At 57.3% G+C, this 15,879-nt stretch carries 17 protein-coding genes; 4 read left to right on the top strand and 13 right to left on the bottom strand.

The genetic code is table 11. The annotated features are described in order from the left end of the window. Window positions 1-23: 23 nt before the first annotated feature. On the bottom strand, window positions 24-476 hold the full coding sequence (locus tag AAC620_RS11305) for an ATP-binding protein (RefSeq protein ID WP_340245068.1): 453 nt from the start codon (window positions 474-476) through the stop codon (window positions 24-26). A 40-nt stretch (window positions 477-516) separates the two neighbouring features. Beyond that, window positions 517-861 (bottom strand): STAS domain-containing protein, encoded by a 345-nt coding sequence (locus AAC620_RS11300; protein WP_340245066.1) that lies wholly within the window; start codon window positions 859-861, stop codon window positions 517-519. A gap of 129 nt (window positions 862-990) precedes the next feature. Here AAC620_RS11300 and AAC620_RS11295 point away from each other — a divergent pair, with 129 nt between their 5' ends. Continuing rightward, entirely contained in the window at window positions 991-1,440 is a 450-nt protein-coding gene (locus AAC620_RS11295; protein WP_340245064.1) for a GAF domain-containing protein, read from the top strand. Window position 1,441: 1 nt separating this feature from the next. On the opposite strand, the gene AAC620_RS11290 is transcribed toward AAC620_RS11295, so the two are convergent. The 9 genes from AAC620_RS11290 to AAC620_RS11250 form a co-directional block, all read right to left on the bottom strand. Further along, entirely contained in the window at window positions 1,442-2,581 is a 1,140-nt protein-coding gene (locus AAC620_RS11290) for a DNA recombination protein RmuC (RefSeq protein WP_317656754.1), read from the bottom strand. Between the two features lie 3 nt (window positions 2,582-2,584). Continuing rightward, window positions 2,585-4,456 carry a DNA mismatch repair endonuclease MutL gene (mutL, locus tag AAC620_RS11285; protein WP_340245062.1) on the bottom strand — a complete coding sequence of 624 codons (1,872 nt, stop codon included), beginning with the start codon at window positions 4,454-4,456 and terminating at the stop codon, window positions 2,585-2,587. 48 nt (window positions 4,457-4,504) lie between these two features. Further along, window positions 4,505-5,824 carry a M16 family metallopeptidase gene (locus tag AAC620_RS11280; protein ID WP_340245061.1) on the bottom strand — a complete coding sequence of 440 codons (1,320 nt, stop codon included), beginning with the start codon at window positions 5,822-5,824 and terminating at the stop codon, window positions 4,505-4,507. 2 nt (window positions 5,825-5,826) lie between these two features. Continuing rightward, complete coding sequence (locus tag AAC620_RS11275; RefSeq protein ID WP_340245059.1) at window positions 5,827-7,170, bottom strand: M16 family metallopeptidase; 1,344 nt, start codon at window positions 7,168-7,170, stop codon at window positions 5,827-5,829. Between the two features lie 107 nt (window positions 7,171-7,277). Next, window positions 7,278-7,793 (bottom strand): DUF3035 domain-containing protein, encoded by a 516-nt coding sequence (locus AAC620_RS11270; protein WP_340245057.1) that lies wholly within the window; start codon window positions 7,791-7,793, stop codon window positions 7,278-7,280. Between the two features lie 60 nt (window positions 7,794-7,853). After that, entirely contained in the window at window positions 7,854-8,312 is a 459-nt protein-coding gene (gene lspA, locus AAC620_RS11265) for a signal peptidase II (RefSeq protein WP_340245056.1), read from the bottom strand. A gap of 10 nt (window positions 8,313-8,322) precedes the next feature. Next, window positions 8,323-9,912, bottom strand: a complete 1,590-nt coding sequence (gene purH / locus AAC620_RS11260) for a bifunctional phosphoribosylaminoimidazolecarboxamide formyltransferase/IMP cyclohydrolase (RefSeq protein WP_340245055.1) — start codon at window positions 9,910-9,912, stop codon at window positions 8,323-8,325. 51 nt (window positions 9,913-9,963) lie between these two features. Continuing rightward, window positions 9,964-11,682 carry a heparinase II/III family protein gene (locus tag AAC620_RS11255; RefSeq protein WP_340245053.1) on the bottom strand — a complete coding sequence of 573 codons (1,719 nt, stop codon included), beginning with the start codon at window positions 11,680-11,682 and terminating at the stop codon, window positions 9,964-9,966. Between the two features lie 64 nt (window positions 11,683-11,746). Further along, a complete protein-coding gene (locus tag AAC620_RS11250) occupies window positions 11,747-13,030 on the bottom strand; it encodes an RsmB/NOP family class I SAM-dependent RNA methyltransferase (RefSeq protein ID WP_340245051.1) in 1,284 nt (427 codons plus the stop codon). A 91-nt stretch (window positions 13,031-13,121) separates the two neighbouring features. Here AAC620_RS11250 and AAC620_RS11245 point away from each other — a divergent pair, with 91 nt between their 5' ends. Continuing rightward, window positions 13,122-13,307: a DUF1674 domain-containing protein gene (locus AAC620_RS11245; RefSeq protein WP_317656745.1), complete on the top strand. Its 186-nt coding sequence runs from the start codon at window positions 13,122-13,124 to the stop codon at window positions 13,305-13,307. A 15-nt stretch (window positions 13,308-13,322) separates the two neighbouring features. Here AAC620_RS11245 and AAC620_RS11240 read toward each other — a convergent pair whose 3' ends face one another. Continuing rightward, window positions 13,323-13,685 (bottom strand): dihydrodipicolinate reductase, encoded by a 363-nt coding sequence (locus AAC620_RS11240; RefSeq protein ID WP_340245050.1) that lies wholly within the window; start codon window positions 13,683-13,685, stop codon window positions 13,323-13,325. A 56-nt stretch (window positions 13,686-13,741) separates the two neighbouring features. Further along, a complete protein-coding gene (dapB, locus tag AAC620_RS11235; RefSeq protein WP_340245048.1) occupies window positions 13,742-14,551 on the bottom strand; it encodes a 4-hydroxy-tetrahydrodipicolinate reductase in 810 nt (269 codons plus the stop codon). A 112-nt stretch (window positions 14,552-14,663) separates the two neighbouring features. Between dapB and rbfA the strand changes: the two genes are divergently transcribed. After that, entirely contained in the window at window positions 14,664-15,083 is a 420-nt protein-coding gene (rbfA, locus tag AAC620_RS11230; protein WP_340245046.1) for a 30S ribosome-binding factor RbfA, read from the top strand. Further along, entirely contained in the window at window positions 15,067-15,846 is a 780-nt protein-coding gene (locus tag AAC620_RS11225; RefSeq protein WP_340245044.1) for a phosphodiester glycosidase family protein, read from the top strand. Before rbfA ends, AAC620_RS11225 begins: the two co-directional genes overlap by 17 nt. The last annotated feature ends 33 nt before the right edge of the window (window positions 15,847-15,879 follow it).

Raw genomic sequence — 15,879 nt, 5'->3', positions numbered from 1 at the left:
TTTTGTGGCAGTGTTGGCCAAATTTAGACAAGTCTACAGGCCAATTGTGGGCTTTGTTCCAATTCAGCTGCAATGGTTAGGAAAAGATGATTTTCTAAATCGCGCCGTTCATATTGGACGTCTTGCGCAATCGCGCGGATCAGGCCCCAGCCAAATCCACCTTCGGGCAGTTCATCAAAGGCAAAGCTGTCGGGGTCGCGGAACCCACCAAGAGGGGGTGTCAGGTTCGGCATCGCGCGCCCTTTATCGGTGATATGACACTGCACCTCTGCGCCCCGACAGGAAATCGTTGTCAAAATGCGTCCATCATCGGCCCCTGCATAAGCGTGTTCGCAAATGTTGTTCAGCGCTTCCGCCAAGACCAATTCAACATTTAAGCACTGGCCTTCATCAAGGTCGCATTCGCGCAGATAGGTGCAAATTTGTGCCAATGTTTGCCGCACTGACTGGGGATGGCTTGTCAAACTCCACATCATATCGTTGCGCCCCCGCATGCTTGAATATCTATCCCTGTTGTCATGCGCTTTGGTTCAGCGCTGCGGTCTTATTTGGCTGAATTGCAAAGACTTTATCCATCGCCGTCAGGCGCAGAACCTTATCCACCAAGGGGGAGAGGCTTGTCAGTTCAAGTTGCCGATCCTGTCCAAGGGATTTGCGCATGGCGACAAGCGTGCCAAGACCGCTGGAATCTAGGAAGGTCACATCTTCCATATCTAAAATGACCCGCGCACCTTCGGTTTTTGCGGTGGCTTGTCGAAAGGCATCACGGAAGGCCAAGGCAGCGGCAGCAGCCACCCGACTGGCGCAAACCTTTACAATCAACCCGTCAGGGATGGGTTCAATATCCAGACGCACATCCATTTCATCACCTATGGAGAGGGTAACACAACCAAAAGGCTAGTCCGAATTCCTTGCTGAAAGGTTACCAAGCGCAGCTTTCTTTGCCGCCCAGGATGGCCTATATCGAGGCCAAGCATTAAGAGGCCCCCGATGGATTATCCGACCCTAGCCGCAACGATTGACAGCCTGACCCATGGTGAAACTGATCAAATCGCCCTGATGGCCACCATCGCCTGTGAGGTGTATCACGCCGATGCGCGGTTTGATTGGGTTGGGTTCTACCGCGTCACCGCGCCCGAAACTCTTAAAATTGGCCCCTATCAGGGAGGGCATGGGTGCTTGGTGATCCCGTTCTCGCGCGGGGTCTGCGGGGCCTGCGCGCGCAGTCGCACCCCGCAATTGGTTGCAGATGTGAACGCGTTTCCAGATCACATTGCGTGTTCAAGCAGCACCTTGTCCGAACTGGTCTTGCCCGTTTTTGATGCCGAGGGCGCGTTAATCGCGGTTTTTGACATCGACAGCGATCAGGCGGATGCCTTCACCGAAACGGATGTGCAGGAATTAACCAAAATTCTCGCCCATGTTTTCGCGCGGAGCTGATCTATTTATCGGGAAGCGGTGGCATTGGGTCAGGGGCGATTTCTTCGAAATCGAAATTATCAAGCTTGATCGCCCGTTTGCCTGCGCGTTCTGCGGCGATTGAAATATCATCAATATCTTTGCGCGCCTGCCCGAAATGGGTGTTCAACTTATTCACCCGCTCGAACACCAGTTCCACATCACGATGCAACAGGCCCAGTTGCTTGCGGATCGCGCCCGCTTGCTCGCGCATCCGTGCATCTTTGAGAACCGCCCGCATCGTGTTGAGCGTGGCCATGCAAGTGGTGGGGGATACAATCCAGACCCGTGCCGCGAACCCTTCGCGGACAATCTCAGGGAAATTGGCGTGCAATTCTGCATAAACCGCTTCGGATGGCAGGAACATCAGCGCGCCATCGGCAGTTTCACCCTCAAGAATGTAGCGCTCAGAAATTGCCTTGATATGGCCGCGCACAGATGTGCGAAAGGCGCGGGCGGCGTCTTGGGTTTCTTGCGCGGTCTTTGCTGCGCGCAATGCCTCATAGGCCTCTAGTGGGAATTTGCTGTCGATCACAATCGGGCCAGGGGGTTTGGGCAGATGGATCAAGCAATCGGCGCGCTTGCCGTTTGAGAGGGTCGCTTGGAACGCGTAGCTGTCACTGGGCAGCGCCTTTGAGACAATATCATTGAGCTGAATTTCGCCAAATGCGCCGCGCGTTTGCTTGTTTGAAAGAATGTCCTGAAGGCCCAAAACATCGCCTGACAGTTTCTCAATCTTGGCCTGCGCCCGATCGATTTGTTCGAGCTTCTGCTGCAATTCTCCAAGGCTGCGGGCTGTGCGCGTTGATGTGCCGTGCAGCGTCTCACTCATACCTTTTTGCACTTCCTCAAGGCGGCGCTCCATGGCCTGCAACATCTGCGCTTGGGTCTTGGATTGCAGATCAACCACCTGCGCAAGTCCGCCCGACAGTTGCTGTTGCCCATCGGAAAGAGATTGAACCCGTGCTTCAAGACCGCCAAGGTTGCGGGCCAAGGGTTCCATCATTGCAGCCGATCGATTGGCCGCTTTTACCCCTGCAAGGGTCACCCAAAAAAGGGCGATGAGGATCACACCTCCAATGAGTGCGCCAAGGATTATTGGATTGGACAGATCAAGCTGCATCACTCACCTGCGACCAAAAAGTTTTTCAATATCGCTCAAGGCAAGTTCCACATATGTGGGGCGGCCATGATTGCATTGACCAGAATGCGGGGTGGCCTCCATTTCGCGCAAAAGCGCGTTCATTTCTTCCACGCGCATCGCACGCCCCGAACGGATGGATCCGTGACAGGCCACGCGTGACAATATCGCCTCAATCCGAGCCTGCACCATTTGGCTTTCGCCCATATCAGCAATCTCGTCCAAAATATCGCGCAGCAGTGCCTCGCTGTTGACCGCACCCAGAATGGCAGGGGATTCGCGCACGGCAAGTGCGCCTTCGCCAAAGGGCTCAATGATCAGACCAAATTGTGCAAGACTGTCAGCGTGATCCAAAAGAATGGCGGCATCAGGCCCAAGGGTCACAATATCAGGGATCAGCAAAGCTTGCCGCGCCACGCCGTTGGTGGCCATCTGTTTTTTCAGCCGCTCATAAACCAAGCGTTCATGGGCGGCGTGTTGATCCACGATCACAAGGCCCGTGGCGGTTTGGGCGATGATGTAATTCTCATGCAGTTGTGCCGCGGCCGCCCCCAAAGGATGACTCTTTTCGGCAAAAGAGGGCGCAGGATCAGGATCTGCCACGCGGTGGGATGGGGCGTCAAATTGGGGGGCTGTTTCAGAGAGGCCAACCTGTTCGGGCGCTTGAAACGCATAGGCGCTGCGATAGGTGCTGGGCCGCGTTTGTGGTGCCGAGTAGCCACCTTGATAGAGCTGCGGCTGCGCGCCACCCTCGGGACGCATGGCGCCCAAGGTTTCTGCGGCCACTGTGCTTGATGCGCGATGGCCCGCCTCGGCCAAGGCATGGCGCAAGCTAGAGACAATCAACCCCCGCACGACACCCGCCTCGCGGAACCGCACTTCTGCCTTTGCAGGATGCACATTCACATCCACCCGTTCAGGTGGGCATTCGATAAAGAGCGCCGCAGCAGGGTGGCGATCGCGGCTGAGGAAATCGGCATAAGCCCCACGCAGCGCCCCGATCAAAAGCTTGTCGCGCACGGGGCGACCATTGACGAAAAGATATTGCGCCACCGCAGAGCCACGAGAATAGGTTGGCAGGGCTGCCAGACCGATGAGGCGGATTTCCTCGCGGGTTGCGTCAATCTGAAGGGCGTTATCCACAAAATCGCGGCCCATTACTTGGCCCAATCGACTGGAAAGCGCATCAAACAGATCCCCTGTTTCGGGATCAACGGAAAACAGAGTGCGGCGGCCATCGCTGCAATCAATCAATTGGAACCCAACGCTGGGCTCGGCCATGGCGAGGCGTTTGATGACATCGGTGATTGCTTGGGTTTCGGCGCGTTCGGTCTTGAGGAATTTCAGTCGCGCGGGGGTTGCGAAAAACAGATCGCGCAATTCCACCACCGTGCCAAGTGGCATGGAGGCGGGCTTGATCCGCTCTTGCCGTCCACCCGAGACAGATATCTCATGGCCATCCTCACCAGCTGCGCGGCTGGTGATGGTCAGGCGGCCAACCGCGCCCAAACTGGGCAGCGCCTCGCCACGAAAGCCGAAACTTTGAATATTCAACAGGTCTGAGCCGTCAATCTTGGATGTCGCATGGCGGGAGAGGGCCATGGGCAAATCTTCAGGCCCCATGCCGCAGCCATCATCACTGACGCGGATCAAGGTTTTGCCGCCATGTGCAATTTCTACTGTGACCCGCCGTGCCCCTGCATCTATCGCGTTTTCCACCAATTCCTTGACCGCGGAGGCGGGCCGCTCCACGACTTCGCCTGCCGCGATTCGGTTGATTGCCGCTTCATCAAGCTGGCGGATCACCGGGCGCGCTACGGCTTCATTGGCATTTATGTTGTGGTCAGGCTTTCCCATGCCACTATCAGTAGCACGCGCCTGCACGATTCGGAAATGGAACGCGCGTTAGGGGGCGGTGTTCAGCCCTTCGGGCTGCCCCACAACCACGGTCAGCATTTTATCAACATCCAAAAGCCGTTTTGCGACACGGGCGATGTCCTGAGATGTGACCGCCTCAACGAAGGCATTGCGGTTCGCGATATAGTCAATCGGCATCCCGCTTTGCTGCATCCCTGCCATGATCCCTGCAATGGATCCATTTCCGTCAAAGCGCAGGGGATAGGCCCCCGTCATATAGCGTTTGGCGCGCAGTAATTCCTCATCAGTTACGCCATTTTCCGCGACATCGCGCAGGATTTGATCGACCAGCTCTAATGCTTGGCCAACGGTGGCGTTTGATGAGGAGAATTGTCCCAGCCACATGGGCTGCCAATCGGCTGTCGAGAGGCTTGTGCCAACCCCATAGGTCAACCCACGCTTTACGCGCAGTTCTTCCATCAGCCGCGCGCGGAACCCTCCCCCAATGATTTCATTCAACACGAAGGCAGGGAAAAAATCGGGGTCATCCATCGCAATCCCCTCCATCCCAAAAAGGATCACGGATTGCGGGCTTGGATAGTCAATCACGGCTTGGCGTGTGTTTGGTGAAAACCCTGCCATGCTCGGCAAAGCAGGCCCTGTCTGTGGCAACCCCTCAAGAAGGCGGTCAATGAGATCGCCCAATTCCTCGGCAGTGATGTCGCCCGATGCGCCAATGGACACCCGTGATGTGACCAAAGCATTGCGATGGGCCGTGATCAGATCATCGCGGGTCAAGGACGCAATGCTGTCTGGGGTGCCTTCTTCGGCAGATGCATAAGGGTGGTCGCCAAAGGCCAAGGCATTAAATGTCTGGCCTGCAATTGCATTTGGGTCTTGCGCTTGGCTTGCCAGTATTGACTGAATTTGACCCCGCACCCGTTCAACGGCATCGGCATCAAAGCGAGGATTGCTTAAGGCCTCGTGCAAAAGTGCAGCCGCCGCATCGCGATTTTCCGTCAGCATGCGCGCGCTGATGGCCACAGTATCGCGATAGGATGAAAATGAAAATTCGGCGGCCAAGCCCTGCACAGCCTCGGCAAAACCCTGTGCCGTGAGGTCGCCTGCGCCTTCCTCAAGCAGGCCTGTCATCATATAGGTCGCCCCTCGTTTGCCGGGTTCATCCAAATTCGTGCCGCCCTCAAAGCGAATATCAAGCGCCACAAAGGGGATCGAATGATCTTCAACCAACCATGCGCTATGGCCATTGGGGCTGAGGACAGGCTGAATTTGAATTTCCGCGCGCAGCGGTGTGACGAGGGAGATAACAGCAAAAAGTGCAGCAGAGATATGTTTGACGAAAGGCATGATCAATTCTCCGCCACCTGTGCTTGGGTCGAATAGCCTGTCACGCGTGGTGCATCTGCAAACAGCGCCCGCGCCGCATCCATAACATCGTCCATCGTGGTGGCCGCAATCACATCTGGCCAGTTTTGGACATCTTCCACCTCAAGCCCTGAGGTCAGGGCCATCCCGTAAAGCCGCGCAAGCCCCGAAGCATTATCGCGCGCATAGATATCCGAGGCCTCATATAGAAATTTGATCCGTTCAAACTGGTTTGGATCAATCCCGCGCTCTAGAAACTCTGCAATGACCTGATCCAGATCGGCTTCCGCCTCTGCAAGGGTGACGCCCGCGCTTGGCATATTGATCAAGGTGAATTGTGTGTCGTCAAGGCTGAGGCCCGAGTAATAGGCAGTCGCAAAGACTGAGCGCTGAGTGTCGAATTGCAAGGCGCGCCCCAAGACGGAGGTAGAAGGGGCACCCCCCAAGATCTCAGCCAACAGGCTGAGGGCTGCGGCGTCTTCCTGCGCGCCATGGTCGCGCTCTGGCGCGCGATAGCTGCGCATCACATAAGGCTGCGCGACCCGTTCATCGGCAAATTCAAATCGTTGATCTTGTGGAAGGGTGGTATCTTCGACCCGCGCGCGGGCGGGCAATTCTGCAGAAGCGAGCGGGCCGTAATGGGTTTGCGCCAGTCTGCGCACCTCCTCAGGGGTCACATCACCTGCCACAACAAGGATCGCGTTATTTGGGGCGTAATAGGTTTCGTAAAAGGCCAACGCATCTTCGCGGCTGAGCGTCTCCATTTCCGTGCGCCACCCGATGACCGGAATGCCGTAAGGGTGGGTTGGATAGGCCAATTGGCGGAATTCTTCGTTAAATAGCGCGCCTGGATTGCTATCTGTGCGCTGTGCGCGTTCTTCTAATATCACGCTGCGCTCGGTCTCTACCTCATCAGGGTTGAGGCGCAGATTGGCCATGCGGTCGGCCTCAAGCTCCATCATCAAGGGCAATCGGTCAGCGGCCACGCGTTGGAAATAGGCCGTATAATCCCACGAGGTGAACGCGTTATCATCGCCGCCATTTTCTTCGACAATACGCGAAAACTCTCCGCTTTCGCGGGTTTCTGTTTCTTTGAACATCAAATGTTCAAGGAAATGCGCGATGCCTGATTTGCCTTCAGGTTCATCTGCCGCGCCGGTGCGATACCAGACCATGTGCACAACGGCGGGGCTGCGGTGATCTTCGATCACAACCACATCCATGCCATTGTCCAAGGTAAAGCTCGTCACATCGCCAGAGGTTTGCGCGTAGCCTGTGCCGATTGGCAGCAATGCAAGCCCCACTAAAGCCGCAATGATCCTGCGCATAATTCCTCCTAGGTTGGCCTATGTGCAAAAACAGATAGGCCGCCGCTGCACAGGGTTCAATCAGCCGCGCGCAAGGGCGCGGTCACAAAGTGATGATCAATGCGGGCTTACTGAGGTTGCGGCTCGGGGGGTGCGGCGGGGGTGCGAATGCCCGCACGGCGCAGACGCTCAAGTTCGGCATAACGATCTAAGGAGATCGGGCGATAGGCGCGGTAATAGACATTCACGCCAAAGACCCGCTCCAAGAGCCGCCCATCATTGTCACGGCGGAAGGCCAAATCTTCCGCAGCCAATTGGTCGCGGATGCCCTCTTCAATACCAAAGCGTGTCGCATGGGCCAAAAGGCTGTTGGTCACACCACCGCCGCGCGCGGCATTTCCGCCAAGCGCGGCAATTGCATCTGCCTCAGGGGTTGGGTCGGTGCGGTTTGTGCCACCGGGTGTTGGTTCGGGGAGCGCCGCCAAATCCGTTGGGATTTCAATGGGGCGTGTTGGCAAAATGGCAAATTCATCTGGGCCAGATTGATTGGCGCGTAAATTCATCAAAGATGGGTCGCCTTGTGAACAGGCGGCAAGGCCCATCAGGGCGCAAAAGGTCAGGAGAATATGCGGTTTGCGGCTCATAAAATCCTCCATGGCACAAAGCGCCACGTCATGCCAAGGTTTCTCTCATACCTTGGGCTTTTAGTCATTCGAAAACAAGAGCAACCCGAACACACCCGCAAATATACCGATATCTGCGATATTAAACGTATAGGGGTTATTGATCCCGCAGCAGGACATGTTCAGGAAATCCACAACCGCCCCGTGATAGAGGCGGTCAAACGCATTTCCCAAAGCCCCACCTGCCACTGAGCCCGCCGCAATCGCACTAAGTTTGCTCTGGCTGTTGCGGCCCAGCTGGATCATCCACGCGGAAACCGCAAGCGCCAAAGCAATCAAGCCATACCGCAGAAGGTCGGGGCTGTTGGCGAAGAGGCCAAAATTTATCCCGCGGTTCCAACCCATGATGAAATTCAGATAGGGCGGCATGACCAAGACCTGACCAACACGATCCAGATCAAGCACCAAAAGCATGATCCATTTGCTGGCCTGATCAAGGATGATCCAAAACAGTGCGGCAATAAGTGTTAAACGGGTCATCATGGCCCCCTTAGTGACGGAAATGGCGCATTCCTGTAAAGACCATCGCAAGGCCTGCCTCATCGGCGGCAGCGATCACCTCGTCATCGCGCATGGAGCCGCCCGGTTGGATGACCGCCTTGGCCCCTGCCTCTGCAGCCGACAGCAGACCGTCAGGGAAGGGGAAGAAAGCGTCAGAGGCCAAAACTGAACCAATCGCAGGGCTTTGCGCAAGACCAAGGATGTCGGCCATATCCTGCGCCTTGCGCGCGGCAATGCGCGAACTGTCGACACGGCTCATCTGGCCTGCGCCGATGCCAACAGTGGCGCCGTCTTTGACATAGACAATCGCGTTAGATTTGACGTGCTTGGCTACTTTCCATGCGAACAGCAAATCAGTGAGCTGCGCATCGGATGGTTTGAGTTTGGTCACGACTTTCAAATCGCTCAGATCAATTTGGCCATTGTCTTTATCTTGCACCAGATACCCGCCTGAAACTTGGCGGATCGTCATCGCGGCTGCTTTTGGGTCTGCAAGCGCATCTGTGGTCAAGAGGCGCAGATTTTTCTTGGCGGCGAAAATGGCGCGCGCTTCCTCATCTGCACCGGGGGCAATGACAACCTCGGTGAAGATCTTTGTGATTTCCTCTGCAGTCGCGCCATCAAGCGGTTGGTTGAAGGCGATAATCCCCCCAAAGGCCGATGTGCGGTCGCAGTCAAAGGCCCGCAAATAGGCCTCGGTCAGGCTTGCGCCACGGGCAACGCCACAGGGATTGGCATGTTTGATAATCGCACAGGCAGGGCCGCCCTCGGGCAAGAACTCGCTGACCAATTCAAAGGCTGCGTCTGTGTCGTTGATGTTATTGTAGGATAGCTCTTTGCCTTGGTGCTGTTTCGCGGTGGCAACGCCCGCACGGCCTGTGCCATCGGTATAAAAGGCCGCCGCTTGATGTGGGTTTTCGCCGTAACGCAAAGACTGCACCAAACGCCCTGCCACAGCACGGCGGCGCGGTGCGGAATCCCCCAAAGCATCTGCCATCCAAGTTGAGACAGCCGCATCATAGGCGGCGGTGCGAGCATAGGCTGTCTGCGCCAAAGTTTGGCGGAAGCGCAGCGTGGTTTGGCCGTTTTGCGCATCCAACTCGGCCAGAAGGGCGGCATAATCTTCGGGATCGGTCACAACGCTGACAAAACCGTGGTTCTTTGCGGCAGCGCGGATCATCGCGGGCCCGCCGATGTCGATATTCTCAACGCAGTCTTCGTAGCTTGCCCCTTTGGCAACAGTCGCCTCGAACGGATAGAGATTGACCACCAATAGATCAATCGGCGCGATGTTATGCTCGGCCATGGCGGCTTGGTGATCAGGATTGTCACGCAAAGCTAGCAAGCCGCCATGCACCATCGGGTGCAGGGTTTTGACGCGGCCATCCATCATTTCAGGAAATTTTGTAACCTCGGAGACATCACGCACCGCAAGACCTGCCTCGCGCAGGGCTTTGGCTGTGCCACCTGTCGACAAAAGATCAACCCCCCGTGCGGCCAAGGCCGTAGCAAACTCAATCAGACCCGTCTTGTCAGAAACAGAGATCAGGGCGCGGGAGAGGGGGGCGAGATCGGTCATGGGGTTTCCTTGGCATTTGCATCAATCACGGGGTCGCATGATGCCCCCGTGCTATTGGGCGCGCAGAAAACACCATCCGATGGCGCCCCCATAATCTGCTAGCGTGGAAAAGAGAACCACCTGTTTTGTCGCGCGTGGATTTCGATGGTCGGGATCAAAGTAAACCGAAGGGCGCAAAACAAGCTCTGCGCCTTCGCTTGGCCGCAAGACCCAAACTTGCCCATCTGGCAATAGGAACGAGGCGGCCCGTCCGCCCATGTCGCTTTGTGCTGTGACCGTGGGATGCACGTGGAAATGGAGGCTAAAGCCCAAGCTGCCCCTAGGGGTTTGGGCCATGCGGGCCGCAAAAATGGCACGATCTTCTTCATTGCGCGGCGCAAATGCATCTTCACCCTCAAGGCGCATCCCATCATGGGATAGGGTCAGGGCGCGAATGTGGTGCAGGCCCCAGTCTGCTTGCCACGCATTATGAGAAACCGCCACGCGCTCGGCGCCGTGGGTGGGTTTTGAGCTTTGAGCGACCTTTGTCGCACCCCCAATCAAGGTTGCACCATCCAATCCCGCCGAGGAGCGACCCGCGAGACAGGCGGTGGAGTGGCTTTGTGTGGCGCGGCCCGCGCGCATCCAATCTGGCCCAAACCCCGCCCCTGTCCCGCAGGAGGTGATAAAGGCCAAGCGGTTGACGCTAAATTCCATTGCATTCGTGCTTGCATGGGCCAGATCCCCTTCCCTTTTGAGGGGGGGCGGGCTTGCGTCCAATATCAGGCAAGATGTGGCGCAGCTGAGGCGAATATAGCCCGCTGCACGGCTGAAACGGGGTAGGGCTGCGGGCTTACGCCCCTCATCAGCCCGATCTTGGATTTGAGACAAAAGGGCAGGTGCGCGCCCATCGCACCCATGAAATCGGGCCAAAGCGCCGTGGGGTGGGCGCAGAACACTGACGCAATCAGAGAGGCGCGTGATGGCCTGCTGCACCGCCTGAGGGGTTGCGGCACGACCTAGAACCGCGCGCATCCAAACCAAATCCGCTAAGGCCGAAGCAAGTCTTGCAGGATTACGGGGAAGATCGGCCTCAGGCGCAGTGCTGAGGTGAGCGGCCGCTTTCTCAAGACACTGTATCGCTTTGGGTCGCACCCCCTCCATCCCCATGAGGCTTGCAGTCGAAAATACCCAAGCGGTTGCGCCGTGTAGTCGCGCGACAGGGTCAGGGCAGCGTGTCACCTCATGACGAAGCCAGGCCGTTTGGCGCGCCAAAAGTTTGAACATCGCCTTGCGATCAGCGGTGTTTTGTCCAGCCATTAAAAAATGCGCATGGGTCAATAGGCTGATCTGGCGCGCAGAGATGGCCTCTAATGTCCAAGCCTTGCCTTGGCGCGCAAAGGGGCGGTCATGGTCGCGGATCCAAAGGGCAAGCCATGCCTGCGCCAGATCGCGCGCGGGGCGATTGCCCAAGCTGGCAAGGTCATCAAGCCAGTCAAACCCATGCGCGGCCACCTCAGCTGCGTGCTGCCACGGCGCGTGACCTGCCAAGGAAATCAAGCCACTCGCGCCTGCGTAATTGCCCGCCAAAATCTGCTGCCCGCGCAGTGGATTGGGCAGGGAAAAAGGCGCGGGCTGCCAAATGATACCAAGGGCCTTGGGGCTGAGCAGCCACCGCAAATCCGCGATGCTGAGCCCCAAATGAACACGGCCCGCAGCCTGATGAGGTTGCGAAACGGGTAAGGCAGGCACCGATTGCGATCCCCTGATCGGGAGCGGGAGTGATGTCATTATGCGTATAATTCAAGCAGCTGGCCAAGCGGTCTGTCTTGTGTAGCGGCTTGAACCCGCGCTGTCACCGCTTTTGCAAAAGCGCCATGTAAAATCCGTCAATTCCGCCACGATCTTGCCAGTAATGCGGCAAGATACGCAGACCGCCTTCGGCACTGATCCATGCAGGATCAACCCCAAGTGCCTTGGGATCAAGTGGCAAGACGGCGAGGTTAGGGTGTCGTTTCAGCGCAGCTTTGATTTGGTTTTCACCCTCATTGGGCAAGAGGGAGCAGGTGCAAAACACCATGCGCCCGCCTGTGTCCAAAAGCGATATAGCGTGATCAAGCATTTGCATTTGCAGCTTCGTCAGCGCTTCCACTTCACGGGCAGATTTAACGAAGGGCAGGTCAGGGTGCCGTCTTATTGTTCCTGTCGCCGAGCAGGGCGCATCAAGCAGGATGATAGGCCAAGGGCCACTGTTGAATTCCAACGCGTCAGCCGTGACCATATCCGCCGACAGGCCCGTTCGGCGTAGATTGTCACGCACGCGGCCCATACGGTGTTTCGACAAATCAAGAGCGGTGACCTTCGCCCCTGCTGCTGCAAGCTGCATGGTCTTGCCGCCAGGTGCTGCGCACAGATCAAGCACAGGTTGCCCTGACACATCGCCCAAGAGCTTCACAGGAAGGGCGGCGGCGGCATCTTGCACCCAAAACGCACCCGCCTCATAGCCGCCTAGCGTGGATATTTGGGTTTGGCGCGGCAATCGGATGCTGCCTGTGGGCAAGGGTTCACCTGCCTCGAACGGGGCGCTTTGGTCGCGTAAGGTGATGTCAATCGGCGCACCTGCCTCATGCGCGGCTTCAATCGCGCGCGTTGCGGTTTCGCCCCATGCCCCCCCAACCGCTTTGCGCAACCAAACGGGCAAGGTTTGTGGGGCCAGTTGTGCCCATCTTGCGCGCCCTTCTTGATCGACCTTACGCAGGACAGCGTTGATCAAACCAGCCGCGCCGCCTGTTGCGCGGCCTTGTTTGGCGATGGCAACAGCCGCGTTGACCACGCCATAGGCTTCGGCTTCATCAAGCAACAGTTCTGCAACCCCAAGGCGCAAAATATTTTGGGCCAATGGGTGTGGACGGCGCTCGAGATAGGCTGACAGCAAGGTGTCAATGCGGCCTGTGTGGCGCAGCACCGTTTGCGCCAAACGCTCGGCGCGGGCGCGATCCTCGGGGGCAAGACCGCGCGGTTGGTCGAGATGAGCGACCATCTGGCGGTCAAGATAAACCGCGCGCAAAATGGCCAATGCGGCCTTGCGGGGGCCTAAACCTTGGGTGTCTTGGCGACCCTCTTCGCGTGTCCGCGCCATTTTATATCCTTGTTTCTGGGTTTCGCTGCCGTATATCACGGGGGAGACAGAGATCAATCGTGCAGCCCTTTTGCTGCGCTATGAGGCCGCAATGAGTGAGACTAAGACGGACAAGCGTGACCTGCCGCCTGCTGCACAGCGGGCCTTGGCTGAGGCGGAAGCCCGCCGCGCTGAGGCGGAAGCGGTAGAATTGCCCAAGGAGCTTGGGGGGCGCGATGGCCCCGAACCCGTGCGCTATGGCGATTGGGAGAAAAAAGGCATCGCCATTGATTTTTGATGCGGGCCCTGCCGCCTAGCGCAGTGTCAGGTCAGCATAGATGCCTGCACCCTCATCAGCCGTAAATCGCAGGGTGCCCTCCCGCTCCTCCACCAATTGGCAATTATATTCTAATGGCTCTGCGCCAAAGCTGAGATTGCGGCAGAAATAGCCATTCTGCCACGCCCAATCCCCCGTAACTGGGCGTCCAAAGGCGCGGCCCGTGATGTCGCCATCAGGCTCAACCGTCAATCGAATGCCAAAACGGGTAAGTTCGCGCCCTTCGATCAAAGAAACGAACCTTGCGCGATCCGTCACGGGCGTAAAGCCTTCCGCCGCTGCGGCATCCGCCAGAATCAAGACACCAAGCATTGTGCCGAGCGCCAATCTGTTCAGCATAGTCTGCTCCGTAACCAACATCTATTGCTGTGTTACGAAAGATAGAGCGGCTTAGATCACAGTCCAAGCACATCCAGCATAGAAAATTCACCTGGGCCTTGGTCTTGTGCCCAAATAGCGGCCTTAAGGGCGCCGCGCGCAAAAATGGCGCGATCCGTCGCAATATGGCGCAGGACAAGACGTTCCCCTGCGGCCGCAAAGATCACATCATGCTCGCCGACAATATCGCCGCCTCGAATGGCGGAAAAACCTATTGCGCCCGCCTCCCGCGTGCCCGTGATCCCGTCACGGCCTGCATCGCGGACATCTGCAAGGGAAACCCCGCGCCCCTCTGCGGCGGCTTCGCCGAGCATGATGGCCGTGCCAGAAGGGGCATCAACCTTGCGGTTGTGATGCGCCTCCACGATTTCAATGTCGAAATCCTCATCCAATGCAGCGGCCACCTGTTTGGTGATCTGCACGAGCAGGTTGACCCCAAGACTCATATTGCCCGCGCGCACGATGGTGGCATGGCGAGCGGCGGCCTTGAGTTTTGCAAGCGCTGCATCATCCATGCCCGTTGTGCCAATGACATGGGCCACACGGGCTTGGGCCGCCAAAACTGAATGCGCCACCGTGGCTTCAGGCGATGTGAAGTCGATGATGGCTTTGGCTTTGGGCAAAATTTCAAGAAGGTCGTCCACGACTGGCACACCCATCTCACCGCGCCCCATGGCTGCGCCCAAATCCTGACCGATCCATGTATGGCCTGCGCGTTCGGTGGCGCCGACCAAATGGGTGCCGGGGTTGGCCTCTACGGTTTCGATCAACATCCGCCCCATGCGGCCTGATGCGCCTGTAATGATGATCCCGATTGACTCGCTCATGCCATCCTCCTGTGTTCCATTCCCTCTACCCCAAGCGATGCAAATCGGAAAGCCCGCGCTTGCGAGACGGGCCATGATCGCCTAGATGCGAGAAAGACTTAGGAGAGTGCGGATGGCAAAGAACAAGTTCCATGAGGGGCCAGGCCCGTCACAGCGCCAGTTGCGCGTGGGCGAATTGATCCGCCGCACTCTGTCCGATGTGCTGAACCGCGGCGAAGTGCATGATGCAGAGCTTAATCGCCTGTCAATCACAGTGGGCGAAGTGCGCGCGACCCCAGACCTCAAAGTGGCGCATGTTTATGTGATGCCGTTGGGCGGTGGTCAGCGCGAGGAAGCCCTGACAGCGCTGCGGCGCAACACGGGCGAATTACGCCGTGCCATCAGTCGTGAGATGACGCTGAAATATGCCCCTGACCTGCGGTTTTTGATTGATGAAACCTTTGATCGCATGGACGAGACGCGCCGTATGTTTGCCGATGAAAAAGTGCGCCGCGATGTCGAGGCCCCAGATCGCGATGACGGGGAAAATTAAATCACTGCTTTTGGGCGCCTTATGTGCGCTGGGCGGAGGTGGGCCTGCAGTCCTATGGGCGGATCAGGCGCCTGTATCTTGTGCGGATTTCCGCTTTGAGGACACGCCCTTCACCGCTTGTGAAATTGATCTGACCCGCGCTCAGATACGGCTCTTTCTACGCGATGGTGCGGGCGAGATTTTTGGGTCTTTCCTCAATGTGGCAGACAGCTTGCCTGAAAATCAGGTTTTGGCCTTTGCGATGAATGGCGGGATGTATCACCCTGATCGCCGACCTGTCGGTCTTTATGTTGAGCAAGGCCGAGAGGAGATGCGGATCATCACATCTGATGGGCCAGGTAATTTTGGCCTTCTGCCAAATGGCGTGTTCTGCCTGAATGCAGGGAAGGCCGCGGTGATTGAGGCGCGCAGCTTTGAAGCCGCGCCACCCGTTTGCGAATATGCGACACAATCTGGCCCGATGTTGGTGATTGATGGTGCTTTGCATCCTGCCTTTTTGCCCGACAGCACATCGCGATATATTCGTAACGGCGTTGGCGTTCGAATGGAGGGGACATCTGTTGTGGCGGTGATTTCTAATGCGCCTGTCACATTCCACCAATTTGCCCGCGTGTTTCGGGATCATTTCGCCATCAACAACGCGCTGTTTTTGGATGGAAACGTATCCCGCTTCTATGCGCCGCAATTGGGGCGCGCGGATTTCGGTTTGCCCCTTGGGCCGATCTTAGGGGCTGTGGTTGACGCGCAAACAGGCCTAGAGTAACGCGACCCCTCTTGGATTTTGGAAGGATCACGC

The sequence above is a fragment of the Roseobacter sp. HKCCA2468 genome (assembly GCF_037805105.1).
GTDB lineage: Bacteria > Pseudomonadota > Alphaproteobacteria > Rhodobacterales > Rhodobacteraceae > M30B80.
This window is presented reverse-complemented; position numbering and strand designations above follow the sequence as displayed.